General features: G+C 35.1%; 27 protein-coding genes and 1 pseudogene. 19 read left to right on the top strand and 9 right to left on the bottom strand.

The genetic code is table 11. The features are described from left to right. The first annotated feature begins 138 nt into the window (after positions 1-138). From QQZ16_RS09655 to QQZ16_RS09615, 9 genes are all read left to right on the top strand, one after another. On the top strand, positions 139-1,731 hold the full coding sequence (locus QQZ16_RS09655) for a spore germination protein (RefSeq protein WP_031537383.1): 1,593 nt from the start codon (positions 139-141) through the stop codon (positions 1,729-1,731). Beyond that, positions 1,728-2,924 (top strand): Ger(x)C family spore germination protein, encoded by a 1,197-nt coding sequence (locus QQZ16_RS09650; protein WP_031537386.1) that lies wholly within the window; start codon positions 1,728-1,730, stop codon positions 2,922-2,924. Before QQZ16_RS09655 ends, QQZ16_RS09650 begins: the two co-directional genes overlap by 4 nt. A 166-nt stretch (positions 2,925-3,090) precedes the next feature. Then, positions 3,091-3,441: a lmo0954 family membrane protein gene (locus QQZ16_RS09645; RefSeq protein WP_031537387.1), complete on the top strand. Its 351-nt coding sequence runs from the start codon at positions 3,091-3,093 to the stop codon at positions 3,439-3,441. A 20-nt stretch (positions 3,442-3,461) separates the two neighbouring features. Then, complete coding sequence (locus QQZ16_RS09640) at positions 3,462-4,112, top strand: PspA/IM30 family protein (RefSeq protein ID WP_031537388.1); 651 nt, start codon at positions 3,462-3,464, stop codon at positions 4,110-4,112. A 288-nt stretch (positions 4,113-4,400) separates the two neighbouring features. Further along, positions 4,401-5,135 carry a cell wall-active antibiotics response protein LiaF gene (gene liaF / locus QQZ16_RS09635; RefSeq protein WP_031537389.1) on the top strand — a complete coding sequence of 245 codons (735 nt, stop codon included), beginning with the start codon at positions 4,401-4,403 and terminating at the stop codon, positions 5,133-5,135. Continuing rightward, a complete protein-coding gene (locus QQZ16_RS09630; protein WP_031537390.1) occupies positions 5,132-6,178 on the top strand; it encodes a sensor histidine kinase in 1,047 nt (348 codons plus the stop codon). The genes liaF and QQZ16_RS09630 overlap by 4 nt, the downstream gene beginning before the upstream one ends. Then, positions 6,171-6,803: a response regulator gene (locus QQZ16_RS09625; protein WP_031537391.1), complete on the top strand. Its 633-nt coding sequence runs from the start codon at positions 6,171-6,173 to the stop codon at positions 6,801-6,803. Before QQZ16_RS09630 ends, QQZ16_RS09625 begins: the two co-directional genes overlap by 8 nt. 197 nt (positions 6,804-7,000) lie before the next feature. After that, positions 7,001-8,326, top strand: coding sequence for an oligosaccharide flippase family protein (locus QQZ16_RS09620; protein ID WP_048716773.1), 1,326 nt, complete (start codon positions 7,001-7,003; stop codon positions 8,324-8,326). 88 nt (positions 8,327-8,414) lie between these two features. After that, on the top strand, positions 8,415-8,975 hold the full coding sequence (locus QQZ16_RS09615) for an RNA polymerase sigma factor (RefSeq protein ID WP_048716776.1): 561 nt from the start codon (positions 8,415-8,417) through the stop codon (positions 8,973-8,975). A gap of 188 nt (positions 8,976-9,163) precedes the next feature. Here the strand turns inward: QQZ16_RS09615 and QQZ16_RS09610 are convergent, their stop codons facing one another. Next, positions 9,164-9,424, bottom strand: a complete 261-nt coding sequence (locus tag QQZ16_RS09610; RefSeq protein WP_031537394.1) for a hypothetical protein — start codon at positions 9,422-9,424, stop codon at positions 9,164-9,166. A gap of 126 nt (positions 9,425-9,550) precedes the next feature. Between QQZ16_RS09610 and QQZ16_RS09605 the strand changes: the two genes are divergently transcribed. The 3 genes from QQZ16_RS09605 to QQZ16_RS09595 all read left to right on the top strand — a co-directional run bounded on the left by QQZ16_RS09605 (position 9,551) and on the right by QQZ16_RS09595 (position 11,661). After that, positions 9,551-10,483 carry a magnesium transporter CorA family protein gene (locus tag QQZ16_RS09605; RefSeq protein WP_031537397.1) on the top strand — a complete coding sequence of 311 codons (933 nt, stop codon included), beginning with the start codon at positions 9,551-9,553 and terminating at the stop codon, positions 10,481-10,483. Between the two features lie 106 nt (positions 10,484-10,589). Then, entirely contained in the window at positions 10,590-11,096 is a 507-nt protein-coding gene (locus QQZ16_RS09600; RefSeq protein WP_031537398.1) for an acyl-CoA thioesterase, read from the top strand. A gap of 280 nt (positions 11,097-11,376) precedes the next feature. Further along, positions 11,377-11,661, top strand: coding sequence for a hypothetical protein (locus QQZ16_RS09595; protein ID WP_284561313.1), 285 nt, complete (start codon positions 11,377-11,379; stop codon positions 11,659-11,661). A gap of 72 nt (positions 11,662-11,733) precedes the next feature. Here QQZ16_RS09595 and QQZ16_RS09590 read toward each other — a convergent pair whose 3' ends face one another. From QQZ16_RS09590 to QQZ16_RS09580, 3 genes are all read right to left on the bottom strand, one after another. Further along, entirely contained in the window at positions 11,734-12,372 is a 639-nt protein-coding gene (locus tag QQZ16_RS09590) for a Bax inhibitor-1/YccA family protein (protein WP_251627706.1), read from the bottom strand. A gap of 73 nt (positions 12,373-12,445) precedes the next feature. Further along, positions 12,446-12,823: a large conductance mechanosensitive channel protein MscL gene (mscL, locus tag QQZ16_RS09585; RefSeq protein ID WP_031537402.1), complete on the bottom strand. Its 378-nt coding sequence runs from the start codon at positions 12,821-12,823 to the stop codon at positions 12,446-12,448. A gap of 138 nt (positions 12,824-12,961) precedes the next feature. Next, positions 12,962-13,234, bottom strand: coding sequence for an acylphosphatase (locus QQZ16_RS09580; RefSeq protein WP_031537403.1), 273 nt, complete (start codon positions 13,232-13,234; stop codon positions 12,962-12,964). A 389-nt stretch (positions 13,235-13,623) separates the two neighbouring features. On the opposite strand from QQZ16_RS09580, the gene QQZ16_RS09575 reads away from it, so the two are divergent. Beyond that, a complete protein-coding gene (locus QQZ16_RS09575) occupies positions 13,624-14,742 on the top strand; it encodes a DUF4309 domain-containing protein (RefSeq protein WP_284561312.1) in 1,119 nt (372 codons plus the stop codon). 104 nt (positions 14,743-14,846) lie between these two features. Here the strand turns inward: QQZ16_RS09575 and QQZ16_RS09570 are convergent, their stop codons facing one another. Beyond that, positions 14,847-16,079: an aminopeptidase gene (locus QQZ16_RS09570; protein ID WP_048717937.1), complete on the bottom strand. Its 1,233-nt coding sequence runs from the start codon at positions 16,077-16,079 to the stop codon at positions 14,847-14,849. 213 nt (positions 16,080-16,292) lie between these two features. Here QQZ16_RS09570 and pgmB point away from each other — a divergent pair, with 213 nt between their 5' ends. Next, positions 16,293-16,958, top strand: coding sequence for a beta-phosphoglucomutase (gene pgmB / locus QQZ16_RS09565; protein WP_284561311.1), 666 nt, complete (start codon positions 16,293-16,295; stop codon positions 16,956-16,958). A 195-nt stretch (positions 16,959-17,153) separates the two neighbouring features. On the opposite strand, the gene QQZ16_RS09560 is transcribed toward pgmB, so the two are convergent. From QQZ16_RS09560 to QQZ16_RS09545, 4 genes and pseudogenes are all read right to left on the bottom strand, one after another. Beyond that, positions 17,154-17,942 (bottom strand): DNA topoisomerase, encoded by a 789-nt coding sequence (locus QQZ16_RS09560; RefSeq protein ID WP_284561314.1) that lies wholly within the window; start codon positions 17,940-17,942, stop codon positions 17,154-17,156. A 157-nt stretch (positions 17,943-18,099) separates the two neighbouring features. After that, complete coding sequence (gene ltrA, locus QQZ16_RS09555; protein ID WP_251627701.1) at positions 18,100-19,926, bottom strand: group II intron reverse transcriptase/maturase; 1,827 nt, start codon at positions 19,924-19,926, stop codon at positions 18,100-18,102. Positions 19,927-20,624: 698 nt separating this feature from the next. Beyond that, positions 20,625-21,716, bottom strand: a pseudogene (locus QQZ16_RS09550) (DNA topoisomerase); the annotation flags it as partial. A gap of 241 nt (positions 21,717-21,957) precedes the next feature. Next, entirely contained in the window at positions 21,958-22,116 is a 159-nt protein-coding gene (locus tag QQZ16_RS09545) for a hypothetical protein (RefSeq protein WP_162837578.1), read from the bottom strand. A gap of 113 nt (positions 22,117-22,229) precedes the next feature. Between QQZ16_RS09545 and QQZ16_RS09540 the strand changes: the two genes are divergently transcribed. The 5 genes from QQZ16_RS09540 to QQZ16_RS09520 all read left to right on the top strand — a co-directional run bounded on the left by QQZ16_RS09540 (position 22,230) and on the right by QQZ16_RS09520 (position 26,692). Continuing rightward, the gene (locus QQZ16_RS09540; RefSeq protein WP_048717939.1) at positions 22,230-22,610 is read left to right on the top strand and encodes a DnaJ family domain-containing protein; all 381 of its coding nucleotides are present in this window, start codon (positions 22,230-22,232) and stop codon (positions 22,608-22,610) included. A gap of 251 nt (positions 22,611-22,861) precedes the next feature. Then, positions 22,862-23,662 (top strand): flagellar motor stator protein MotA, encoded by an 801-nt coding sequence (gene motA / locus QQZ16_RS09535; protein WP_048717941.1) that lies wholly within the window; start codon positions 22,862-22,864, stop codon positions 23,660-23,662. Further along, positions 23,655-24,455: a flagellar motor protein MotB gene (gene motB, locus QQZ16_RS09530; protein ID WP_235248731.1), complete on the top strand. Its 801-nt coding sequence runs from the start codon at positions 23,655-23,657 to the stop codon at positions 24,453-24,455. Before motA ends, motB begins: the two co-directional genes overlap by 8 nt. 208 nt (positions 24,456-24,663) lie before the next feature. Next, entirely contained in the window at positions 24,664-25,767 is a 1,104-nt protein-coding gene (locus tag QQZ16_RS09525) for a carbohydrate kinase (protein WP_048717944.1), read from the top strand. Positions 25,768-25,780: 13 nt separating this feature from the next. Next, a complete protein-coding gene (locus tag QQZ16_RS09520) occupies positions 25,781-26,692 on the top strand; it encodes a pseudouridine-5'-phosphate glycosidase (protein WP_048717945.1) in 912 nt (303 codons plus the stop codon). The last annotated feature ends 225 nt before the right edge of the window (positions 26,693-26,917 follow it).

The following is a 26,917-nucleotide window of genomic DNA, read 5'->3' as shown; positions in this document are numbered from 1 at the left end:
GGAAAACTTTTTCAGATAGTGGGGGGCTAGCCCCCCACTATCTGAACTAACATCTATAGAATTATCAAAGAACAATATTTTAATTGGAAATTACCTCGAAAGAGGACTATAAACTTACTATACGAGGGAGATAAGAGCATGAATTATTTTAAAAAGATACTGTCTATAAATAGTAAAAAAGAAATACCCTCCGATGTAGTTCCAACAAAAGCAAAAGAGATAGGCTTAGATAAATTAACATTTGAAGAGCTAAAATTAGAAATTAATAAAACCTTTGGGAATACGGCTGATTTGCAGTCTGACGTCATTCGTGTAGGAAAAAGCGATGGTTGTATTTACTATTTAGAAACAGTAGTTAATACGGAAATGTTAAAAGAAATGTTAGGAAATACGTTAGAGAATTCAGCGGATAAAGATATTGTCGTAGAAACAATAGAAGATTTGCACAATCTAAGTAAAAGAAGTTTTGGGGTATCAGGATATAAATTATTGAAAACGGTGAATGAAATTGTTTCTTCTCTCTTGGAAGGCAGAATTGTGATTGTTTTCAGAGGAGTTGGGCAGGCGCTTAGTTTAAATTATATAAACAGTGAAGGGAGAGCGGTAGCAGAGCCTACTACACAAACAGTAGTAAGGGGACCAAAAGACTCTTTTGTAGAGGATGCCTCAACCAATATAAATTTAATAAGAAAAAGAATACGAAACCATCATTTGCGTTTTGAGAAATTTATGCTTGGAAACGAAACGCGGACAAATGTTTATATGGGTTATATGTATTCTATTGCAAATGAAAAAATAGTAAACGAGGTGCGTTCAAGACTAAATAAGATTGATATTTCTGCCGTGTTTGAGTCTGCAAATGTCGAGGAATTAATTATAGATAAAAGCTTGACGGTCTTTCCACTTGCTATGAATACAGAGCGTCCAGATGCAGTAGCAACTTATTTAATGGATGCGAAGATTGTCATTATAATTGACGGCTCCCCTTTTGTATTAATAGTTCCAGCTGTTCTTACTGATTTTTTTACATCTCCAGAAGATAACTATCAAAACTATTTTATGAGTAGCTTTGTTCGGATGATCCGCTATTTGTCCTTTATGATTGGCTTAATTATGCCGTCCGCTTATGTAGGTGTATTGACCTTTCACCCAGAACTTTTACCAACCACTTTACTATTAAGTGTTATTGCTCAACGGGAAGATGTTCCTTTTCCAGCAGTAGTAGAGGTATTTATTATGGAGATTACATTTGAAATTTTAAGAGAAGCAGGGGTAAGGATGCCACGGGCTGTAGGTCAAACGGTTTCTATTGTTGGTGCATTAGTTATCGGACAGGCTGCGGCTGAAGCAGGAATTATTTCAAACATTATGGTTATCATTGTTGCGATAACGGCGATTGCTAATTTCGTATTCCCGAATTATAACTTTGCAAATGCATCGAGACTTATTCGATTCGTTCTTATCATTGTTGCATCTGTATTAGGCTTATATGGTGTTCTTTTAGTGCTTGTATTTATGGTTGCTCATTTAAGTTCCCTTCGTTCTTTTGGAGTTCCATATTTAGCTCCAGTTGCTCCATTTATCGTTGAAGATCAAAAAGATGTATTTGTCCGATTTCCACTGTGGGCAATTAGTAAGAGACCATCCTATTTAAGTCCGAATATAAAAAATAAGCAAAAGCCCCAAGGATCTCCGTCTCCTCCTAAGCATGAAGGTGGGGACAAAAAGTGAAAAGAATCGCTGTCTTTCTATGTATACTAAACTGTTTATTTCTATTAACAGGCTGTTGGGATAGAAAGGAATTATCAGAAATTAAATTAGTAGCAGGGATGGCAATTGATAAAGGGGAGGATGGGAAGTATAAAGTGACAGTAGAGGCGTTGAATGCTGCTGAATTAAACACCCAATCTTCAGCTGGGAATGCGCCTACGGTAGTTGAAGGGATTGAAGGGGATTCTATCTCAGAAATTACCCATCTTTTTAATGAATATTATGCACAGATTTTAATATATTCTCATATGAAAGTGCTCGTAATCAGTGAGGAAGTAGCAAGTGCAGGAAGACTGGATTTTATTGATTTTTTGGAAAGAAATAGAGAGATAAGAGATGACTTTAACATTATTATCGCTAAAGATGGGAAAGCAGAAGATATTTTAAAAATAGCTGCCCATTATAGAAAGGCATCTTCTTTAAAGCTATCTCCACAATTGGATCATTTGATGGAAGACTGGGGAGGAGACCCTGGAATGAACATTATTAATTTTATCTCTGAACTTAATTTGGAAGGAAAAGAACCAGTGCTTGCTACCGTAAGGCTAAAAGGAGATGTTGAAAAGGGGATGAGTATGAAAAATATTCAGAAGGTAACCCCTGATGCAATTGTTGTGGTAGACTCACTGGCGATTTTTAAAGATGGTAAGTTAGTGGGGTTTCTGAGCTTAGAGGATACTAGGAATTATTTATGGACGAGGAATGATATAAAGACTACTTCTTTGACACTCGAATGCAAAAAGGGAGACTTTAGCGCGATTCGAGTAACAGAATCGCAAACAGAAGTAACGTCTAAGATGAAGAACGGTAAGCCTTTTTTTCATGTAAGTATAAAAGCAGAAGGATTTATTGAAGGAACTCAATGTTATAATAACGTGGAAAAGCTTGGAACGATTGCTAAATATGAAAAGTTAATCAATGAAACTTTTTCAAAAAAAATAACAGATACCATTACAAAGGTCCAAAAACAATACCAAGCGGATATTTTTGGATTCGGAGAAGTAATGAGAAGGCAAGATTTTAATTCTTTTATGAAAGTAAAAGATAACTGGAGTGAAGAATTTGCTTCAGGAGATGTAAAAGTAGATATGGATTTTGTTTTAAGAAGGTCTGGAATACGTTCTAAGAGCTTTTTAACCGAGACGGAAAAATAAACAGGAAGCATAGAAAAAACTGGTCATGGCGAACAGTTTTTTCTATGCTTTTTTTGGATTAGCTCCCTCTAAGACTAAAGTTGTAGAGGAAAATCAAGCTAAGGCACGTTATGAAAAAAACAAGGGAAAGGTAACATAGTAGATAAGAAAGGAGCGAAAATACAAAATGAAAAAATTTGGTTTATTTATTATTGGAGCAGCTGCTTCTATTATCCTTTTATCACAGATAGGTCCATTATTTGGTTTAGTAATTAGTACAGCCATTCTTTATTTCGCTTTTAAGCAATATGTAAAGGCGACAAGTACAGCAGGAAAAGTAGGGTGGGGGATAGCTGGAATTATCATGCTTATTATAACTGCAAGTAACCTTCCAGCAATTATTGGTTTGGCAGCAGCATATATATTGTATCTTGTTTATAAAAAATGGAATAACAACAAACAATCTATTATCACAAAAAAATCATCAGATGACCCATTTCAAAATTTTGAAAAGCAATGGTCAGAACTAAACAAATAAGAGAAGGAGAGGAATTAGGCATGACGAATTTATTAGAAAGAATGAAAAATACTGTATTGGCTGATATAAATAATTTATTGGATAAGAAGGAAGAAAAGAATCCGCTTGCGCTTTTAAATCAATACGTAAGAGAATGTGAAAAAGAGACAGATAAAGTAAAGAAATTAGTGGAAAGACAATATAAATTAAAAGAGGAATTCTCAAAAGAATTACGCCAGGCAGAAGAAATGGCAGAAAAAAGGAAAAGACAGGCAGAGGTTGCTCGTAAAGCGGAAGAAGAAGAGCTTTCTTCTTTTGCTCAACTAGAACAAACTCATTATGAAGAAAGAGTAGTCCGTTTAAAGGAATCGTTGAGAAATACCGAGCAGCAATTGCATGAAATCGAAAAAAAATACATGGATATGAAGCATAAATTAAAAGATATGAAGATACGTCAAATGGAGCTAATGGCAAAGGAAAATATCACAAAGGCACATCATACAATGAATAAAGTTTTAGAAGAAAAACAAGCAAGCCCAACAAATCAAGCGCGCTTTACCGAAATGGAAGAATATATTGAAAAACTAGAGAAAAAGATAAATACAGAATACTATAAACAAACAATGGATGAAAAGTTAGCAGCTTTAGAGAAAGATATGCTAAAAAAAGAAGATGATACCATTTCTCTATAAAAAAATGATATCCTAAAAGAGGCTGGAGCTACAAAAGCCAGCCCCTTTTATTTTTGATATAGACAAACAGAAAGAATTAAATAAAATTTCAAAGATTGTTTTAATAAATTATGTAGGTAACCACGTTGTAAAACGGGTGATTGGAGTGGAAAGCAACCTACTCATTCAACGTGTATTGTCATTTTTAGTCTGTCTTAATTTAATGATTTAGTATTAGCCATTTATTTTTTGTAGGGAGAAACAATCAGATTTTCACCATAATAAAACAAAGAAGGGAGAGAATAGCCAATGTTTAAACAACTAAAAGATCATTATGCGAATTGGGTATATGTGGTTGGAGGGTTTTTATTATTAGAAATCTTTGTCTTTAATCCAGGACTAATCTTTTCCCTTCTTGTTTCCATTGGTATGATGTATATCTCAAAGAAATCTCTGCAAGGCGGAGTCGGAAAAATCCTATTTTGGGTTGGTTTACTGATTTTGATCGTTAGTATCCTAAATATGGTTACCGTAAAAATAATTTTATTTACGATTCTTGCCTATTATTTTTTTCAATTATTCCAAAAGAAGAATACTACTGATGTGATTAAACCGATAATTAAAGATAAGGAAACAGAACCATTTACACAGGAGCCAATCATAAAGAAGGAGCCCTTATTTACTAATTCAATCTATAATCGCAATATTACGCCAGATCATGTATATGAATGGCATGATATTAATATTCAATGTGGAATAACGAATACAATGGTTGATCTTAGCTATACCGTTTTGCCAGAAGGAGAAACGGTTATGATGATCAAAAATATTGTAGGAGATGTAAAGCTGTATATCCCTTATGATATGGAAGTTAGCATTAATCACTCCATTTTCTTCGGTTCTTATCATATATTTGGAGAAGAAGAAGAGAATGCTTGGAATAAAAATGTAAGCATCCGGACTGCTAATTTTGATCAAGCAGAAACAAGGGTGAAGATTTTCACTTCCTTTATTGCTGGTAGCTTAGAGGTGAAAAGAATATGAGTATTATAACTAGACAAATCTTGTGGGGAGTATGTATATCCCTTCTTTTACTTGTATTCTTTTCCATTTGTTATTTATTTGTTTTTCCTCCAGAAAACTGGGGAGCTTTGTGGGAAAAAGAATTAATGGATGTTCCGTTTGTCTTATTTATAACAAGTGTCGATATTACATTAGGTATTCTAATTGGTTATTTGTCCGGCTTTTCCTGGAAAAAACAAATTCGTTCCATGGAACAAGCTCTACATACGATGGATAAAATGGAGTACCGTCCTGTTGAGCCAATTGGTTCAACAGAGGAATTACAGTCATTGAGCTATAAGATGATTCAATTGCAGAATCAATTAGTAGAACAAACGAAGCTTTCACAAAAGCTTGTAAAAGAGAAAGCAGAGGATGAAGAGGTGAAAGTGCAAAGTATCATTATTGCAGAACGAAATAGGTTAGCAAGAGAGCTACATGATTCGGTTAGCCAGCAATTATTCGCAGTATCCATGCTATTGTCAGCGATTAATGAAACAAGACCGAAAACAAATGATCACGAGTCTCGGCAGCTACAGCTAGTAGAGGAAACGATTCATCAGTCTCAATTAGAAATGAGAGCCTTATTGCTTCATTTACGTCCTGCTGCATTAAAAGGGAAATCATTAAAAACAGGAATTATTGAATTATTGCAGGAGCTACAGCAAAAGGTCAGCTTAGAAATAGAATGGAAATTAGAAGATATTGATTTGGATAAAGGAATGGAAGATCATCTTTTTCGGATTCTTCAAGAATCTGTATCCAACACATTAAGACATGCAAAGGCAAGTTCCTTACAGGTCCAGCTTATTCAAAGAGAATCATTTGTCATTTTACGAATAATAGATGATGGAGTTGGTTTCAATATTGATAAAAGAAAGGCAGGCTCTTATGGACTTCAAAACATGCATGAAAGAGCAGCAGAAATAGGTGGGGTATTAAAGTTAATCAGTTTGGAAAATAAAGGAACACGTTTGGAAGTAAAAGTTCCGATTTTGGAAGGGGAGGAGGATATAAATGATTAGAGTATTACTTGTTGATGATCATGAAATGGTACGGATTGGCGTTTCCTCTTATTTATCTGCGCAAACAGATATCGATGTGGTGGGAGAAGCGGAAAATGGCAGCAGAGCAGTAGAGCTAGCACTCTCGTTAAAACCAGATGTCATTTTGATGGACTTAGTGATGGAAGAAATGGATGGAATAGAAGCAACACGCCAAATAGTAGAAGCATGGGAGGATGCAAAAATTATTATTGTCACTAGTTTTCTTGATGATGAGAAAGTCTATCCAGCTTTACAGGCTGGTGCAACTAGCTATATGCTCAAAACATCGAAGGCTAGTGAAATAGCAAGAGCTGTGCGCGAAACATTTCAAGGCCAAATTGTGCTAGAGCCAGAAGTCACCGATAAAATGATGACAAAAATGCGGGAAAAGAAAGCAACTCCTCTGCATGAAGAATTAACCGCGAGAGAAATGGAAATTCTTCTATTAATGGCAGAGGGCAAAAGCAATCAGGAAATTGCCGATGATTTATTTATCGCTTTAAAAACGGTAAAAACACATGTTAGTAATATACTTAGCAAACTACAAGTACAAGATCGAACACAGGCAGTCATTTATGCATTTAAGCATTCCCTTGTAGAATAAGAAAGCCAAATCCCTTTCATATTAGGAACACTCCCTTAATCAAACGTTTAAATAAGATATTTCTCTCTCTTCTATCGAGAAAAAGACAAACTAGGAAAATATTTTTCGAACTTGTCTCATATGATGGTAAAGAAGAGAAAAATAAACACACGTCTTTTACATTTACGTTTGTAGAAGATAGATTGAGGGAGAGATTCATGAGTTCATTTTACAAAGGGACCTTCTTATTAATTGTAACAGCTTTTTTTGGCGAATGTATTGAATTTATTATTAATATGATAATGGCCAGGGAACTTGGAGAACATGGACTAGGCCTATTCATGACAGTGTTGCCTACTATTTTTCTCATCGTCCTGCTAGCTACCTTTGAGTTGCCAACATCTATTTCAAAATTTATAGCAGAGAAAGATTCAAAGTATCATTTATCCATGCTTCAGCAAGTGCTAAAGTGGACCATTATATTTACTATTTTTCTAACGATCATCGCATCTATCATCATACCTTTTATCCCTATTTTTTATTCCTATCATCCACTATTAAAGTGGCTAGTCATTCTCCTGCTGCCGATTATTTCCTTCACCTCTATTGCAAGAGGTTATTTTATGGGAAAACAGCAGATGGGGAAAATTGCCGCTTCTAATTTTTTGAAAAAAATCATTCAGCTTGGATTATTGGTCTTCTTATTTCAGTGGTTTTCCTTTGACCTTAATACATCTGTATTAATTGCCTTTTTTACAATCGTTGGAAGTGATACAGTCGTCTTACTGTACTTAATGCATATGTTTTTCGTACAGTATCAGCGGATTAAAAAAGGGAAGAATGAAACCATGAATGGAAAGGTAATTTGGAAAGATTTATTATCTGTCTCTATTCCGACAACGGGACTTCGAATATTTCATGCACTGACCCATGCTATTCAGCCATTTTTAATTAAAGGTGCATTAGTGGCTTCAGGAATTACAGCAGCGAACGCAACAGAGCAGTATGGAATGCTTGCTGGGATAGCAATGACGATTGGATTTTTCCCAGCCTTTATCTCCCATAGCTTTATGACAATGCTGATACCGACCGTTTCGAAAGCATATGTCCAAAAAGACTATTCCAAACTGCAAAAACTATTGCAACAAGTAATGATAATTACCGCTATCTACGGTACTATTGCTGTTGGAATATTTTATTTTTACGCGGATACATTGACAATGACCTTTTTTCATTCCACTCAGGCAGCAATAATTGTTCAGCTTTTATGGCCGTATTTTTTGCTGCATTACTTTACCATTCCAATGCAAGCATACTTAATAGGGTTAGGGCTGCTAAAGGATGCAGTTTTTCATAGTATTTGGTCAACTTCTTTCTCCTATGCAGCAATCTATTATTTAGGTTCTTTAAGTCAGCTTCAGATGAGTGGAATTGCGATCGGCATGAATTTAGGGGCAGTCATTTTAGCCTCATTACATTATTTAACGATCTGCAAAAAAATAGGGATTTCGATATGGTTAACACCTGTAAATAAACTTCATTAAAAAATTTTGATAAATTGTGTAGGGATTCGAATGTTGTAAGACGTTTATTATGTAGAATCGTAAAAAGGGAAGGGGAAGATGAAAGAAAATGGAATCCCTAATAGATAAAACGCAATTAGCGGAAGAAAATCAAGAAGAATTATTTGAACAAGTAGTGAAAGAATATGGAAAATCAATTTATATTTATATAGTATCACTCGTGAAACATAAAGAACTTGCAGAGGATTTGTATCAGGAAGTATTAATTTCTGCTTATACATCATTTGGATACTTTGAGGATGTCCAGAAAGTGAAAAGTTGGCTATATAAAATTGCCTTAAATAAATGTAGAGATTATTGGAGAAAGGAAAAATCCTCGAAGAAATTTTGGGAAGAGACTGTCTATACATATGCACGAGATACGTCTGTTGCTTTGGAACCAGAGGAAACATTACTATGCAAATGTGATAAAGAGGAAATGATTGATACATTAGGAGAACTTCCTAATATGTATAAAGAACCATTACTCCTTTTCTATTATCATAATCAAACATTAGTAGAAATTAGTAATCATACAAAAACACCGTTATCCACGGTGAAAACAAGAATGAAACGAGCGAAGGATCAATTAAAGCCTAAGGTCATGAATAAAAACATTGCTTATTTGTAAAAAGAAAATGGAATCAGTGGGAGAAAGTTGATCTGCTCACTGATTCGTCACAGGATAATGGTGCATTGATGTTTCCTTTCGAATACTCGATAGCCTCACTAAGTTTAGCTAAGAACATATTAGCTTTGAATCCATTCATAGTAGGCATCATCATACATAGTCGCAATTCAAATCTTGTCATAATAGACTTATGTTTCTGCTAATTCATTATTTCTTTGTTTATTATAGTAATTTACCGAATACATGGCACCTTCATTTACCATATTATTGTCACCAATATCATCTGGAGCGGGATTTCCTGCTTTAGAAAGTAAATCGTCTTTTTGCGTAGAATTGAATTTGTTTTTTAAGCGATTAAACATATCTCTTCCTTTATTTGTGAAAAGAAAAAAACTTCCTACACCTGCTCCTAATAATGCAAAGGTACGCATTGAATTTTTTCCAAACATGAGAGAATCCCTCCTATTATTTTACTGGTCCTTCTTGTTTTACTACTATTCCTTTATTTACCCCATTGAGAGTTTTATAAACTATGATCAGGGAATAATAATAGAAAACTAGTAAGGGGGATAAATATGAAAAAATACCGGTTAGAAAACTGGGATTGGTATCAGTTGTTAGAAGAAGAGGATGTTGGAGAAGTTTCGTTAGAAAAAGGACCGTTAATAAATACGTGGTTTCGTGAAATAAAAGATAAACGAACGAACTATCTTCACATTGATACGTCAGTAGAAGATCAGGAAACATTAAGTGGCTCCCTTATATATCATCGGGAAGTAGATAAGAAGGAAGAGTATGAAATTTTTCATTTCTATTTATCCAATGAAGCGCTAATCACCTTTGATTACAAAGATAATAGCCTGCATATCGATAGAAGTAACTTTATCCAGGAAATAAAGAGAGCGCAAACGCCGATTGAAGGGTTTATGGTTATTTTAGGAAAAATAATGACAGAAATTTTGTATCATATTGATTCCTATGAACAGCAATTAGATGAATTGATTTGGGATGTAAAACAGAGAAATAGTATAAAGACATTAGATAAAGTATATAAATCTAGACATGAACTTCTTATTTGGAAGAATGTCATGATTCCCTTTTTAGAAATAAGATATTCATTGGAAGAGGCATTTGGAGAGAAAATTACAAAGGGAAAAGAATATGCGCGCATTAGTAAAAGAATTGACAGAGGATTAATTTTGGTAGAAGAATATCAGAAGGAATTAAATAATCTTGTCGATTTTGAAGAAGTTGTATCGCAACATCGAGGAAATGAAATTATGAAAACTCTTACAGTGTTTACTACACTATGCACTCCCATTATGGCATGGGGTGCACTATGGGGAATGAACTTTAAAATAATGCCTGAGCTAGAATGGAAGTTAGGCTATCTATTTTCTTTAGCAATTATTATTGGGTCTACTGTCGTAGTTTATTTCTTTCTCAAATCAAGAGGTTGGATGGGTGATTTACTAAAAGCGCGGAAGAAAAATTCGTTTTTTCGATAATAGATTACCAAAGAAAATTAGACTCTCCCTTATAAAGTAGCATATAATAATGAAGGTAGATATGTTATGGAAATTCAAACTCCCAAAGGTTATGCAAGGAGGATATATGGAAGAGTCTAAATTTTGTAGTGAGTCCCTTGTGGTAAAAACAAGCATTGTTTTTCCAACTGACACGAATACTTATGGTACTTTATTTGGCGGTAAGCTAATGGCATATATTGACGATACAGCTGCCATTTCAGCGATGCGACATGCAAGAAGGGGAATTGTGACGGCTTCGACTGATTCTGTCGATTTTTTGTATCCGATTCATGAAGGGAATGCTGTTTGCTTAGAAGCTTTTGTGACCTATACAGGATCTTCATCGATGGAGGTTTTTGTTAAAGTAACTGCGGAAGATTTAATTTCCGGTGAACGGCATTTATGTGCACTCAGTTTTCTAACAATGGTTGCTATTGATGAACATGGAAAACCAACAAAAGTTCCTAAAGTAATACCGCAAACGGAAGAAGAAAAAAGTTTATATGAGTCTGCGAAAGAACGAGCAGAGGCAAGAAAGAAACGGAAGAAAGAAACAGAAGAGCTTGCAAAAAAATATAGAAGTTTAGGATGATCAATCGAGAAATCCCATTTTCTTTATATGGAACAATCTCTAAACAATAGGGGAAGAAGTTGTCGAAGGGAAAATCGTTAAATGAATAAGATTCCTCGAATGGTAAAAAAACGATATTAGATGCTGTCGAAATATCAAATTATTTTCCAGGAAATGATGGGGAATTTCCGATATCTTGTCTAATATCATTGTCTGATTTTGCAGGGGGGATAGATTTCCGTTTTTCCTTGCCCATGTAGTATCCTCATTACTATCAAGGGATAGATGCTAGGAGGTAAAAATGAAAATATTTTCCCTTTCCTATTTTGTGATCACAAGGAAGATTGACTTACATATTCAAATCGAAGAAGAAGAAAAAACGCTCATTTTATGGAGTGATAGAGTTACAAGTGAAAAGCATACATTTCCGTTAAATGCGATACATGACATTTCATTTAAACCATCTCCAAATCGCTATAAAATCCTTTACTTGCACACAAATAGAGGTGTTTTCTCTTTTGTTGTAAAAGACAATCCAGAGGAAATGATTCGACAAATCAAAAGTCGTTTGGAAGATTATTTTTAAAGGGATAAATGTCGTTTTTTTAGCAAAAAAGGTTTGAGCAAGGAGGTTTTGGACCTCTTTACTCAAACCTTTTTAATCTCTACTGGACAGTATGCCGAATATACGTAGGATACTTATAAATAAATTTAGAAAATCAAGATACAAATTAAGCGCCATTAAAGGAACTTGATCTGCTGTAACGCCATAATGCTTCATTCGATTAAAATCATATAGCACATAGCCGCTGAATACAAGCACACCGATGAAGGAATATGCAAGCATACCGCCTGTTGCTAATGGCCAAAAGATATTAAAAATCCCGATAGTAATTAAAGCGATTAAGGAAGCCAGTAACATTCCTCTTAAGAAAGAGAAGTCTCGCTTCGTTTTTGTCGCGTAAATAGCGACACCAGCAAATACAACAGTTGTGGTTCCTAATGCATTAATAACCACATTTCCCCCGACAGTTGATACATAATAAGATACGATTGGAAAGGTAGTAATTCCTGAAATAAACGTAAAGATAAATAAAAAACCATAGGATAATGATTTTCCTTTTCTCGCAAAAATGGCAATTAATAAAAGAACAACTTCTAAAATAGATAAAGGCAAGAATAAGTAGGTTGGTATGAAATTACCAATCATCGTGCCGATAAAAGCTATTCCTAGTGAAAGGGCAAAAGTTCTTAAAACAGAGGGCATATATTCATTGCTTGGACTATATGCATACATTTTTTCTTCACTCCCGTATTGAGTTATGATTTATAGATTACTACGAAAACAACCTCTAAAAAGTTTCACTTTATTATTCTTTTTCACGAACAGCTTCTGCTTTTAATAAATCGCGAATTTCCTTTAATAATTCTTCTTTTGTATCTACTGTTACAGCTTCATCTTTGACTTCTTCTTTTTTCTTAAATTTACTTATTAACCGAACTACGAGAAAAATCGAGAAAGAAATAATGAAAAAATCAACAATTCTTTGTATGAAATTCCCATAATGAATACCAGCATAAGTCCATGAAGAAAAATTTACTCCGACAATAAAATGAGCAAAGAGAGGCATAATTAAATCCTCCACTAAAGAACTGACAATTTTGCTGAATGCTGTGCCAATCACTACCCCAACGGCTAAATCAATTACGTTTCCTTTTATTGCAAATGCTCTAAATTCTTTCCACATATTATCCTCCTGAAAATATCACTTTTGTTTCCATTATTGGTTATTAAAATATAATTATTCTTACATGAAAAATGTTTAATTTCAAGCTTCTGCTTTTGCTAAAATAGAGTGAAGAGGGATAAGGAGAAGCCTATTTGATTAATAGATTACTTTGAAAATCGAAAATGGTTCTTTCGGCTCACTTTCCGTTATCGCTATATGCTGTACTTTAATGAAACGATTTCCTTTTTTTATTTTTTCCACGAAAGCATGGAGTGTGTCAAGCGGAGCAATGGCGATACATTCCACAGTACCATCTGCTTTATTTCGAACCCATCCAGTTATGTGGTTTTCTAAAGCTAATGTTTGGACAAAATAACGAAAACCAACTCCTTGCACCCTTCCGCTAACAATAAGATGAAATTGCTTCATTTTTTACCTCCTTAAGGTACACCTTCTTATGTGAGATAATTTTTATTAATCATCTCATATTTATTTGTATTGTCGCAAGGTGGGTCAATAGATGTGAAGTGGAACTTGCAGAAAAATAGTCCATATGTTGTGTGTGAATGGTCTTGGAGGATAAGAGGAAAGTAATTGGAAAAAGCTAGATTTGTAGATTGGAGAGCAATTTGGTACTATAAATAGGTGTGTGTCATGCTTAAACAAAATGTTAGTACTATTTTTTGTTAGCCTTAAATAAAATAACTTATGGTGAGAGTGCCATTTTCTTCAATGATAAAGGCAATAATTAACCGTAATCGAGATATTTATTCTCCAAATAGAGAGAATAGATGTGTTTGAAAAATAGGAGAAAAATAATGAAAAGAAATAAATATATCTGGTTATTATGGGTAGGGGTAATGATAATTGCAGGAATTTTAGTGGCTTCCATGGTGAATTCCTATTTAGCAGAAAAACATAAGAACGAGATGGACAAAAAGCATGTCGTTATTAAGAAAGATTTACAGTGGGTAGAAGAAAATGCTTATTTTGAAATAGATATGAAAGTCAAAGAGAAAGTGTATCGGGTATTTATTGTAGGAGAAGGGGAAAGAAAGTATCAACAAGTCGAAGATAATGAGCTTGGGAAAAAAGATGATACAATTGTATCCGGAGACTTTTCCTTTTACGTATGGACAAAGGAGTACGGAAATGAGGTAGTGAAACAAGAGCTAGAATTACCAAATCCGCTGATTTTTAATTTGTCCCAAAAAAATATTGAAACATTTCTTGTTAATCAGCAAAATATTGCTGCTGTTTTTCAAGGGGAAGAAGCAAATGAAGTAATGGCTTATTTCTATACTATTCATAAAGAGAAATTGGTTGCCTTGACAGATTATGGCATGAAAATATACAGCAAAAGTATCAAAAACATTCAACAAAACTATATACAGACATTAAGAAAAAAAGATAATGAAATAATGGAATTTGATACATGGATGCTTGAGCCAACTAATGAAAAATTATTAAAAGTGGATGGAACTTCTATTGAGAATAAGGAAATCATTAAAAATTGGCTTGAGCAGGAAGAGTTTTATTTTCCATATAAAAATTTAAGTGTTACGACAAGTTTACTAAATTTAGCGGAACAAGGCATGTTAATAGGTGCTCAATATCCGATTGGTACCAATATAAACGAAATAAAGAAAATAAACTCGAGCTATACGGATACTGAGTATAATCAGAAATACAATCAATTAGATCTTCCAGAGGTCACTTATTACTATGATAAGGATACGAAACTGGTTACCTCTATTTCGATATCTGGAATTCGATTAAAAGAATCGGTGCAGGCCATTCAAGATACATTAGGAAAGCCTGAGGAATATGTTACAAAAGATGATGGGTATGTTGCGACATACTTAGCAGGAAATTATAAGCTACTAATCCAATTAGAATTATCGCAAAAGATTAAATCGATTCGATTAGTAAAATAGGGTTTTTATCGAAGCAAAAATAAGGATGTTTCATGGAATGGCTATAAATTGTAACCAATCCATGAGACATCCTTTATTTCATTTTATTTTTGGGAGGCTGGCGCTTAAAAAGCCCAATCACCATTACGGAACACGGCTTCTACAGTACCATCTGCTGTAATACCATCAATGTTCATTTTGTCTGAACCAATCATAAAGTCGACATGTGTAATGCTCTCGTTAAGTCCTTTTTCTGCTAATTCTTCGCTAGACATCTTTTTCCCACCTTCAATACAGAATGCATAGGCACTTCCAATTGCTAAGTGGTTTGATGCATTTTCATCGAATAATGTATTGTAGTATAGAATATTAGATTGTGATATTGGAGAACGATGTGGCACTAAAGCAACCTCTCCAAGATAATGAGAGCCTTCATCTGTTTCTACTAACTGGCGAAGAATTTCTTCTCCTTCCTCAGCCTTCACATCCACAATACGTCCATCTTTAAAGGTAACAGAGAAATTATTAATAATATTCCCACCATAGCTTAATGGTTTTGTACTTGATACAGTTCCATTTACACCTGTTTTATGAGGAACGGTGAAAACTTCTTCTGTCGGCATATTTGCCATGAATTCAAAACCTTTTTCATTGATAGAGCCTGCTCCACACCATAGATGTCCTTTTGGAAGCTCGATGGTTAAATCTGTACCTGGAGCTGTGTAATGAAGCTTTTCATATGCTTTCTCATTTAAGTAATCTACTTTTGTATGAAGTGTTTTGTCATGTTCTTGCCAAGCTTGGATTGGATTTTCCTGATCCACTCTGATTGCTTTGAAAATAGCATCCCAAAGTAATTCTACTCTAGAATCTTCTGGAGCGTCAGGGAAAACAAGATTTGCCCATGCCTTTGAAGGCACAGCAATTACTGTCCAGCTTACTTTATCGGACTGTACATATTTTCGGAACTGGCTTAAAGCGGTGCCAGAAGCTTTTTGGAAATTGCTGATTCTTTCAGAAGGAATCCCTTTTAAAAGGTCTGGACTTGAAGATACAACAGACATGAAGGCTGCTCCTTCTTCCGCAAGTGCAATTGTCTCTTTTGCTCTCCATTCGGGATATTCGGTGAATGCTTCGTCTGGTGCCAATTCAAATTTTGTGCGAGTAACGACATCATCACCCCAGTTAACAACGACGTTTTTTGCACCGATTTGGTATGCCTCTTTCACTACTAAACGAACAAATTCAGCAGCTTCAATAGATGTATTGATAACAAGTGTTTGTCCGTTTTGGATATTAACGCCGACCTTTACTGCAAGTTCAGCATATTTCTGAAGATTTTCTTGAAATGTACTCATTTTCATTCTCCTTTTCTATAAGCTATTAGCTCTATGTATGAGCATCCATTCCAAGGATGGAATGGATGCTGCTTCTATTGTAGCTTTTTTAGAATAAGAAATAAACTGATTGATCGTAACATTAGGATAATAATTGATGGTATTTAGAGGAGCGTGACAACTAGGCTGTATTTTTTGTTAGAATAGACGTGACGATTATTCAAGGAGGATTATATGGCTAATAAATTACAGGCAGTTATCTTTGACTTTGATGGTGTCATAGCAGATACTGTCCCTCACTATTACGAAGCAACGAAAAGAATGGCGATGAAAATCGGAGTCCCATTTACAAAAGAGGATAATTTAAGGTATCAGGGTGTACCAAGAAAGATTCTGATTGATGATTTAGTGGCAAGAACAAATAATGTTTTTTCAGAATCAGAAAAAGAAGCGCTAGGAAATCAGAAAAGTGATTATTATAAAGAATTAATTAGTGAATTTACTGTTGAAAATATGTTGCCAGGAATGTATGTGTTTCTAAAAGAATTGAAGGATGCCGGGATAAAATTTGGAATTGCGTCCTCTAGTTCCAATGCTCCGTATCTTTTGGATCGCTTTGGAATTAGAAACTGGTTCGAATGCATCGTAGATCCTCATTCTCTAACAAAAGGAAAGCCTGATCCAGAAATATTTTTAACAGCTGCGGATTGTTTAGGGGTTGATTATGCTAATTGTGCTGCAATAGAGGATGGGCAAGCAGGCTTGAGCGGAATATTGCAAACACCTATGTTTGCTGTTGGTATTGGGGAGGGAGAAGTTTTTGAGAAAGCAAATTGGCGAGTTTCCTCTACCTTGGAATTAAAAGCTAATACTTTATTAGAAAAGTTTCATAATAGATAGAAAAAATCCAAACAATCATATGTATCGTGTGATTGTTTGGATTTTACTATTTAATCTTCGTCTTTCTTCATAGCGGCTTTCAACAAGTCACCTAAACTGTTTCCAAAGCTTTCGTCTTTGCTATATTTTTGAACTAACTTTCGTTCTTCTCTTTTATTTATCGTTTTTTTACGATCTGTCGCTTTCTCTACAACGTTACAGTTTGCATTGGAAATAGGTTCCTGCTACTCCGTTATGAATCTCCATTTTCTTATGGCATTGCGGACAGCGTTTATTTGATAGCTTAGGATCCTTTCTTTTACTGAAGGAACACTCTAGACTGGAGCATACAAGAATTTTTCCGTTTTTTGTATTCTTTTCCTTCAAGAAGGAACCACACTCCGGACACTTGGAGCCCGTTAAATTTTGCATTTTATATGATTTATCACTATGTTTAATTTCACGGACAAATCGTTTGGTTTGATCCTTGATTTGCTCCATAAACTGTTGAGCATTTGCTTTTCCCTTTGCTATATCCTCTAACTCATTTTCCCACTTCGCTGTCAAGTCAGGAGTAGTCAAATCATCGTTAACAAGATTAATCAATTGTTTCCCTTTAGAAGTAGAATGTAATTTTCCGTTTTGTCTTTCCAACACTTCAGAGGAAAGGAGTCTTTCAATAATTTCTGCACGTGTAGCAGGTGTTCCAAGCCCAAATTTCTCCATTTTCCCTAGAATATCAGCTTCCGTAAAGCGTGATGGAGCTTCTGTGAATTTTTGCTCCATTATCACGGATTGTACTGTTAACTTTTTTCCTTTTTGAAGCTGAATCTTTTTGTCAGAATCTGTTTTACGGTTATCTAAAGCTTTAAAGCCTAAATCCAATACATTCGTTTCTTGAGCAACAAATGTTTCTCCATTGATGTCTAACATAGTAGAAATCGTTTCATATTTGTATTTTGGATAAAATAATGTCAAAAATCTTTTTACGATTAAATCATAAATTTTTACTTCCTCATTATCTAAACGATTTAAAAAAACGGGCTGTTCCGTTGGAATGAATAGGAATAGGTAACTTTCTACTTCGGCATTATCCGTTAAGTGTACTCATTTTCCCCTCCTCCACACCGTACGTGAAAGTTTCCCCTCATACGGCGTTCCATCAAGTAGTTACAAGATTGATCGGTTCAAGATTACATTGAGTTCGAAGTTTATTTAGCTTGTTAAGAGCTTTTTTATCTTCAATGAGATTGCTGTACTTTTCTATTGTTTCGGGTTTAATTGCATGAATAAGTTTATGGACATCTTTATGAACAATTCTAAGGTTTTGGTAGCCATCTGTTCCCCCAAGTTCTCTTGGTATGACGTGATGACAATGTAGCGTGTCTATAGCAAGTTCAATTTTTGTTACTTCACATTTCATTTTTGTCATGGAAGCTCTTGAAATTCTATTGTCGTTGTATTCAGCCGTTTCATATGGATTATAATTTTTCATGAGTTGAATGATGTTATTATTAGTGCTGTTTTCCAATTTCTTAGAGGATTTGTTTCGCCCCTCTTGGGTGTAATCACATATGTCTTGGCTGAAATTCATAACTGGTTTGTGTTGAACATGGTCGATTGGATAGATGAAAACCTTGTGAATCTTCCACGTTTTTGCTTTCGAATTTCCATAGAATTTCTTATACAAAGGCGATATTTCGCTACGTTTAGGTGTTCCATAGTTCGCTACATTTCTTAGTTTGTGGAGCATAAACTTATCCAAAGAGAAAGCTAATTTAGAGAAGTCAATATTAGCATAGGTAGCACAGCTATAATACTCATGCCAACCTAAAATCATGCTATTCAGCTTAGTCACATGGGAAGATTCAGGTTGTTTAGCAATTAGCTCAACCTGACTTCGGATTTCATCGCTCATTCGTTTCATTGCTTTGCCTGAAATGTGAGATTGTGCTACATATCCTCCGAATGTTTTTCCCTTTTTGACGGCTTTTATTTTGACTCCTAAGAAATCTGAGTAATTTTTACGCAGATTAATAATTTTTGATTTCTCTTCACTTATTTCTAACTTTAATCTGATATTCAACCACTCTTTTACAGCGGTATAAATTCTTTTGGCAGTGTTGTAATTTCTACACATTATTTTGAAGTCATCGGCGTATCTCACAATGTACATTTGTTTCAAGTTTGTTTTCTTTTGTTGATTGTACTGACTTGCATAAGTCTTGTACTTTTTTATAGTTTTAAAAGTTTCCCATTGTGATGAAATCCACCAATCAAGTTCATTAAGGACAATGTTTGATAGCAGAGGGGATAAAATGCCTCCCTGTGGAGTTCCTTTCTTTGGTATTCCTTCTCCTTGTATGGGGGCTTTTAGCATCGCTTTGATTATGCTAATTAGTTTCCTATCTTGAATACCTAATGCATACATTTGTTTAACCAACTTTGTATGATTTACATTATCAAAGAATCCTTTTATATCAATATCCACTGTATAGTACATTTTTCCGATATTGATTAAGGACATCATACGAGATATTGCATGTTTGGTACTTCTGTTTGGTCGGAAACCATAGCTATGCGGATGAAATTTTGCCTCACATATTGGCTCAAGGACTTGTCGAATACTCTGTTGTACCAATCTATCCACCATTGTCGGTATCCCTAATGGTCTTTTCTTACCATCTGCTTTTGGAATATAGACTCTTTTAACAGTATCAGGCTTGTAGTTATTTAACTTTGCTTGAACCATTTTAATATAAGAGTCCAAACCCTTGTCTTTAATGTCTTTAATTGTAATGTTGTCAACACCCGCTGTTTGACTTCCAGTGTTAGTTTTTATCATTCTAAATGCCAATCGAATATTATTTTCACTGGAGATGGTGTCCATTAGATTACGAAACGAAAAGTTGTTTTTCGATTTTTGATACAAGTCATCAAAGACTTGTGTCATCTCATAGTAATCATTATACCTGTATTTGTTCGCCACTCTGTTGGGACAACTCCTTTGAAGGATGTTGCTTTCCCTGTCTTACCCGAAAAACAGAGTCATAGTTTGAATCAATCAACTTGTCCTTACTTGACTTGTGCCTATCCCTCTACAGCTTATTATCACTGCTTCATCGGTACTGTGGCACTACTTTCACCAAGATTAAGTAGCTTCATCTGGCTTTTCGTCTACAACTGTCCTCGACTATGAGTTTCTGTCATGACAGATACAGTTCTTGGCTTCCCACGTTCCAAAGATTCCCGTTAACGCAATACTTAGGTGCCTCCTTTGAGCCTGTTAGCTTAATACCGTCATTCGCTCGGTATAGAGTCTTTCATAACGCCAATTCTTACTCAACTCCGCTAACGTACCAAATTGGTACTACGTTATCATCACAGATACCGTAACCACCTATAGACTCGTACATTCAGAGGTTCGTCAGTGTATAAACACATTCTCACCATATATTACAACCACCCGACTACTCTAAGTGACAGTTCTTAATTCCTGTTCACTTTCGCCGACTTCACCCCGCTTTAAACAGTTCCACCATAGTCTGCTTCCCTGCTTAGGGGAGTATTAGTGTGAGGGTTTCAGCACAGCATGACGGCTTTCATTCCCCTCAAGGATTCTTCAGTTTTCTACTAAACCATCCCAACTGATATTTCTATCAGAATTTCAGGTTAACGTGTCGCACTGGCATGGTGATCAGAAACTTTATTGTTATTGAACACATTATTTGCCTCGATTTTTCCTTTATTACGTAAGACCGGTTGCACCTCTTCTTTAAATGCGCCAGCAATACTTTCTAAGCGATCAAGCATGGTAGCCTTCATATCTGTTGTTAAGTAACGTGAGTCCGTTCTAGGATAGGTTACTAGTTTATGCTGTTCATATAGCTTTTGCAATACATTTAGCGTCTTTTTAGCAGAAAAGCCAAATCGTCTATTTGCATCACGCTGCAACTCGGTTAAATCGTAAGGCAATGGTTGATGTTCTGTTTTTTCTTTTATAATAAGGGATTCTACTGTAGCTGGCTTTCCCTTTGACTTAGCCACAATCTCTTCTGCTTTTTCTTTAGAAAAGATTCTTCGCTCCTGGTTATTTTCGTATTTTGCTTGCAGTGAGTCTACGTTTGCAGTGATGGTCCAATATTCTTTCGGAACAAAGGATTGAATCTCTTTTTCTCTTTCTAGAACCATGGAGAGGGTTGGTGTTTGAACTCGACCAGCAGACAATGGGTCATTGAACTTAGTAGTTAAGGCTCTTGAAACATTTAATCCAATTAGCCAATCAGCTTGAGCTCTACATACAGCTGATTGGTATAAGCGATCAAATTCCTTCCCTGGTTTTAACTGCTTAAATCCATCTTTTATTGCACGGTCGGTTTGAGACGAAATCCATAAGCGCTGCGTTGGTTTGTTAAAACGGATTTTTTCTAATATCCACCTTGCAACTAATTCTCCTTCTCGTCCTGCATCGGTTGCGATAATGCATTCTTTAATCTCTTTTCTTTTTGCTAATTGTTCAATGGCTTTGTATTGATGACTTGTTTGTTTCATGACCTTTAATTCCATCTTCTGTGGAATTATTGGCAAATCATCTAGATTCCAATTTTTATATTTAGGATCATAGTGCTCTGGCATTTTTAATTCAATTAAGTGGCCTAAAGCCCAAGTAACAATATACTTATCTGATTCTAAATAGCTTTTATTTGATTTATTGCAGCCAAGTACTCTTGCAATTTCTCTCGCAACACTCGGTTTTTCACATAAAACAAGTGACTTCATTTAAACACCTTCTAACAAAAAATTTTGGGCCGTTTCTTGATCTTAAATAAAAGTTGGTTGATTTCTGTTTATTCAACTTAAGGAAAAGCTTCTTAAGAATAATACGATACATTCTAGTATAACATGAGTTGAGGCTGGTAATAGAATATAGTGTTGAATGAGAGGGGCTGTGCTTTAGTTTATAGGAAATATGAGGAACGGCGTCCATTCTCTTTTTTTGAACGCCGTATGTTGATTTGTCTTACTCTTCTTCTTCGATTCGATTCTTAAATGCTTCTTGTGTTACAATAAATTCTTCATCTCCAGGAGCATCCTCTGTATGTGTATGCTTTCTTGTGTCTTTTGGAAGCGGTCCAGGATGATGTTTCTTTTTATGATTAAAATGTTCTCCACGTGCCATTGATAACACCCCTTTCTTACCTTTCTATTTTTCATAAAAATGGTCTATCCTATACGAAAGGGAATGGAAAAATATATAATGAAACTAGGTATATAAAACAGGAGGGGATGGGAATGGATTTTTCGTTTCTTGTTTCAGAAGACAAAATTAAAAAAGCGTACCAAAATGGTGAGTTTAACAATCTTCCTGGGTTCGGTAAACCACTTCCAAAAGATAGCTTAGCCTCCGTACCAGAAGAATTGCGAATGGCTTATCGCGTATTGAGAAATGCCGGATATTCTTTAGAGGAAGATAAGATTAGGCAGGAATTGTTGTCAATGGAAGATTTAATCCGTTCTTGTGAAACAGAAGAAGAGAAAGTGGATTTGCAAAGAAAATATAATGAAAAATTATGGAGATTTAATAAAATGATGAAAGAGCGAACAGGGACTAATCATTCAAAGCATTTTTCTAATTATCAGAAGAAGGTTGAGGAACGGTTATTTCCTCAGTAAGTCTTTGGGTATAGTTTTTTGGCTTACGTCGTAAGATTGACTGCTTATTCGATTTTTATCTTTTAAAAGGATAGAATGATTAACACTAGGGGATAAAACATCGCCCTTTTTTTTTGAAAAAAACAGGACTATTGGCATAAATCAAGAAGTTAACAAAATTTACATAAAATAAAACTAAAAAAAAGAGGAGATTTGTCGAAAAAAAGGATAAGACTTAGAAACGAAATTTTGGAATAAGATAGGTGAACAAGATGGATAAAACATCCTTGATAGGAATTATACTTGCCATTATTGCTGTTGGAGTAGGGATGGTTTTTAAAGGAGTTAGCCCAATCGTATTATTGAACCCAGCGGCTATTCTCATTATTTTAGTCGGTACAGTTGCGGCAGTAGTTATTGCCTTTCCAGCTTCTGAAATTAAACGAGTTCCAAAGTTATTTGGTATCCTGTTTAAGGAACAAAGAATACAGGATACGAAAGAGTTAATCCGTTTGTTTTCAGAGTGGGCACAATTAGCTAGAAAAGAAGGTTTACTTGCTTTAGAAGCCAAAACAGATGATATTGAAGATCCATTTTTGAAAAATGGCTTATCTTTATCTGTTGACGGACAAAGTGCAGAGTATATTAGAGATGTATTAACAGAAGAAATAGAGGCGATGGAAGAAAGACATCGCACTGGATCACAAATTTTTACACAAGCGGGAACTTATGCCCCTACATTAGGAGTATTAGGTGCAGTTATTGGACTTATTGCGGCATTGGGCAATATGTCAGATGCCGAAGCACTTGGACATGCTATTAGTGCTGCGTTTGTCGCTACTCTAATGGGAATTTTTACAGGATACGTTTTATGGCATCCATTTGCCAATAAGTTGAAAAGAAAATCACAAATGGAAGCAAGCCAAAAATATTTAATGATAGAAGGAGTTCTCTCCATTTTAGAGGGAGAAGCACCTAGAGTAATTGAACAGAAACTAGCATCGTATTTACCAGTTTCAGAAAGAAGAAAATTTCTGGAGGAAAACGAAAGTAGTGTGAATGCGAATGAGTAAGAAGAAGAAAAAAAAGAAAGTTCATCATGATGAACATATAGATGAAACTTGGTTGGTTCCGTACGCAGATATTCTGACCTTATTGTTAGCTTTGTTTATCGTATTATATGGAATGAGTTCTGTCGATGCAAAAAAATTCTCCGCAATAGCAGATGCATTTAATAGAGAATTACAGGGGGGGACAGGTTTCTTTGAATATCCTAGTCCCACACCATCCCTGGAGGAGAATGAATCAGATATAAATATAGGTGATAAAGAAAAAGAGGAAGAATCAAAGGAGCTCACGGAAGAGGAACTGAAGGAATTAAAGAAACAGCAAGATCAAAAGGAATTGGAAGACATTCAGAAAAAGGTAAATGCTTATATTGATGAGAATAAATTAGGAAATAAGCTTGATACAGAGCTTACTGGGGAAGGCTTGCATGTATCGATTAGAGATAATGTCTTATTTGCTTCAGGTAGTGCAGATGTAAGAAGTAAGGATAGAACAGTCGTTACTGAAATTGCCAACTTACTGGTGATGGATCCGCCAAGGAGTATAATCATAAGTGGACATACAGATAATGTTCCAATTAGTAATTCTCGTTATGATTCAAACTGGGAACTAAGTGTAACGAGAGCGTTAAATTTCATGAAATTACTCCTTGAAAATAAAAAACTTGATCCGAAATCATTTAGTGCTAAAGGGTACGGCGAGTTTCAACCGATTGCCAGTAACAAGACTGCTGAAGGAAGAGCACAAAATAGAAGAGTGGATATTTTAATTCAACCACGAATAGCAACAGAAGACTAACGAATGATAGTCTTTCTGTTGCTTTTTTTTTAAAATTAGAAAGAAGGATGCTCGTTATAAGACGAATAGATAAAATTTTTGCAGGGATGAATAAATTATTGTCTTTCTATAAACAAAAGTTTATAATATAAACAAAAGTTTTGTTAGGTAAGAGTACAAGTTTTTACACATTATATTATTGTTAGTTTCACTTTAACCTGAGGGGGAAATGGAAGTGAATGGTAAAGAGATGTACATCCTTCGGCTAATTAAAGAAAATCCCTTTGTTACGCAAAATGAATTAGCTGAGAAACTGGGGTTGTCCCGTTCTGCTGTGGCAGGATATATTTCTTCTTTAACAAAAGAAGGAAAATTACTTGGAAGAGCTTATGTATTACCGAAAAAGAAAGAAGTTATTTGTATAGGCGGAGCCAATATTGATCGTAAGGTTCAAGCAGATGAGACGATTCAGTATGGAACATCCAATCCAGCCTCAACAAGTCAGTCACCTGGAGGAGTAGCAAGAAATATTGCAGAGAATTTAGGTAGACTGGGTATCGATACCTCTTTATTCACTATTGTAGGAGAGGATCATGAAGGGGAATGGTTATTAGATACTACGAAGCATTATGCGGATATCACTCCTTCTCTGTTGTCTAATCTAAATAGAACGGGTACCTATACAGCGCTGTTAGATTCAGATGGTGAGCTTGCTGTGGCTTTAGCGGATATGTCTATCTATGACAGCATTGATAAAGATACAATTGATAAAAAATGGGGCTATATAGCAACATCGGAATTAGTCATATTAGATACTAATTTTTCAGGAGATGTATTAGAGCATATTATTGTTCGATGTAGACAAGAAAATATGGCATTATGTATTACCCCTGTATCTGCACCTAAGGTCAAAAAATTGCCCGATAATTTACAAGGAGTAACATGGCTTATTGCAAATAGTGATGAAGCCGAAGTACTTACTGGAATGAAAATTAAAGAAGAGGGAGATTTCTTTAAGGCTGCCGAAAAAATTATTGCCAAGGGTGTAGAAAAGGTCGTTATAACTCGGGGAGATAAAGGGCTAATTTATTTTACAAAACTTGGTGAGGCAGGGGTTATTTTAACTCCAGAAGCAGAAGTGATTGATGTAACAGGAGCGGGAGATTCACTCGTTTCAGGTATCATGTATTCGCATATTAAAGGGCTAAACACAGAAAATGCATGCAAAATTGGAATTGCTTGCTCCATCATAACACTTCAATCAAATCAGACAGTAAACCCTTTATTAAATAATAAAAAGTTACAAGAAATTTTCGGAAAATACTTTCGTTAAAAGGAGCATGAACATGAAAACAGAATGGCTAGAATTTTCAAAAGAAGTATTGGAAGCAAAGAAAAACAATCAACCGATTGTCGCATTAGAATCGACTATTATATCACACGGTATGCCTTATCCTCAAAACGTAGAAACAGCTAAAGAAGTAGAAGATATTATTCGTAAAAATGGGGCAGTACCTGCAACAATTGCCATTATAGAAGGAAAAATTAAAATTGGTTTATCCGAGGATGAGATTGAATTTTTAGCTAAAAGTGACAATATTGAAAAAGCAAGCAGACGCGATTTACCCTATCTGATTGCTGGCAAGAAAAATGGTGCAACAACGGTTGCTGCTACCATGATTTGCGCAGAACTGGCAGGAATCAAAGTGTTTGTAACAGGCGGAATTGGTGGGGTTCACAGAGAAGCTGAACAAACAATGGATATTTCTGCAGACTTACAAGAGCTTGCTAAAACAAGTGTAGCAGTTGTATGTGCTGGTGCAAAATCAATTTTAGATATTGGTTTAACGTTAGAGTATCTAGAAACATATGGTGTACCGGTTGTTGGTTTTGGCACAAAGTCTCTACCAGCCTTTTATACAAGAACTAGTCCATTTGAAGTGAATTTTTCTGTAGAAACTGCAAAGGAAGCAGCAGATATGATTCAAACAAAATGGGAGTTAGGACTAGATGGCGGGGTTGTAATTGCTAATCCAATTCCAGAAAAAGATGCTCTTGAGGAAAAATATATTACGGATATTATTGAAAAAGCATTGCAAGAAGCGAAAGAGAATAATATTACTGGTAAAAGGGTAACTCCATTTCTATTAAGTAGAGTAAAAGAGCTAACAGAGGGGACAAGCTTAGTAGCTAATATTGCATTAGTTAAAAATAACGCAGAAGTTGGTTCTAGAATAGCAGTCGAGTTAAATAAATAATCCAAGGACTAGTCAAAGTAGAATGCAGCCTAAAATCGGATGCTAATTCTGCTTTAACTAGTCTATTTTTATCCCATGTTTACACTCCAGTAAGACTCTCCACCCGTTGCTTATAAGAATATGAGGAAGATAGGTGGAGATTCACCGTCAGTTAATTTCTGAATGGTGCCACTAATCAATAGTGAGGTTAGAAGAAAAGGCCACTTGTTGGTTAGTTGCACTTTA

This window comes from Bacillus sp. T2.9-1, from assembly GCF_950097965.1.
Classification (GTDB): domain Bacteria; phylum Bacillota; class Bacilli; order Bacillales; family Cytobacillaceae; genus Niallia; species Niallia hominis.
Note: the sequence above shows the minus strand (reverse complement) of the source record. Positions and strands in the feature narration are given on the sequence as shown.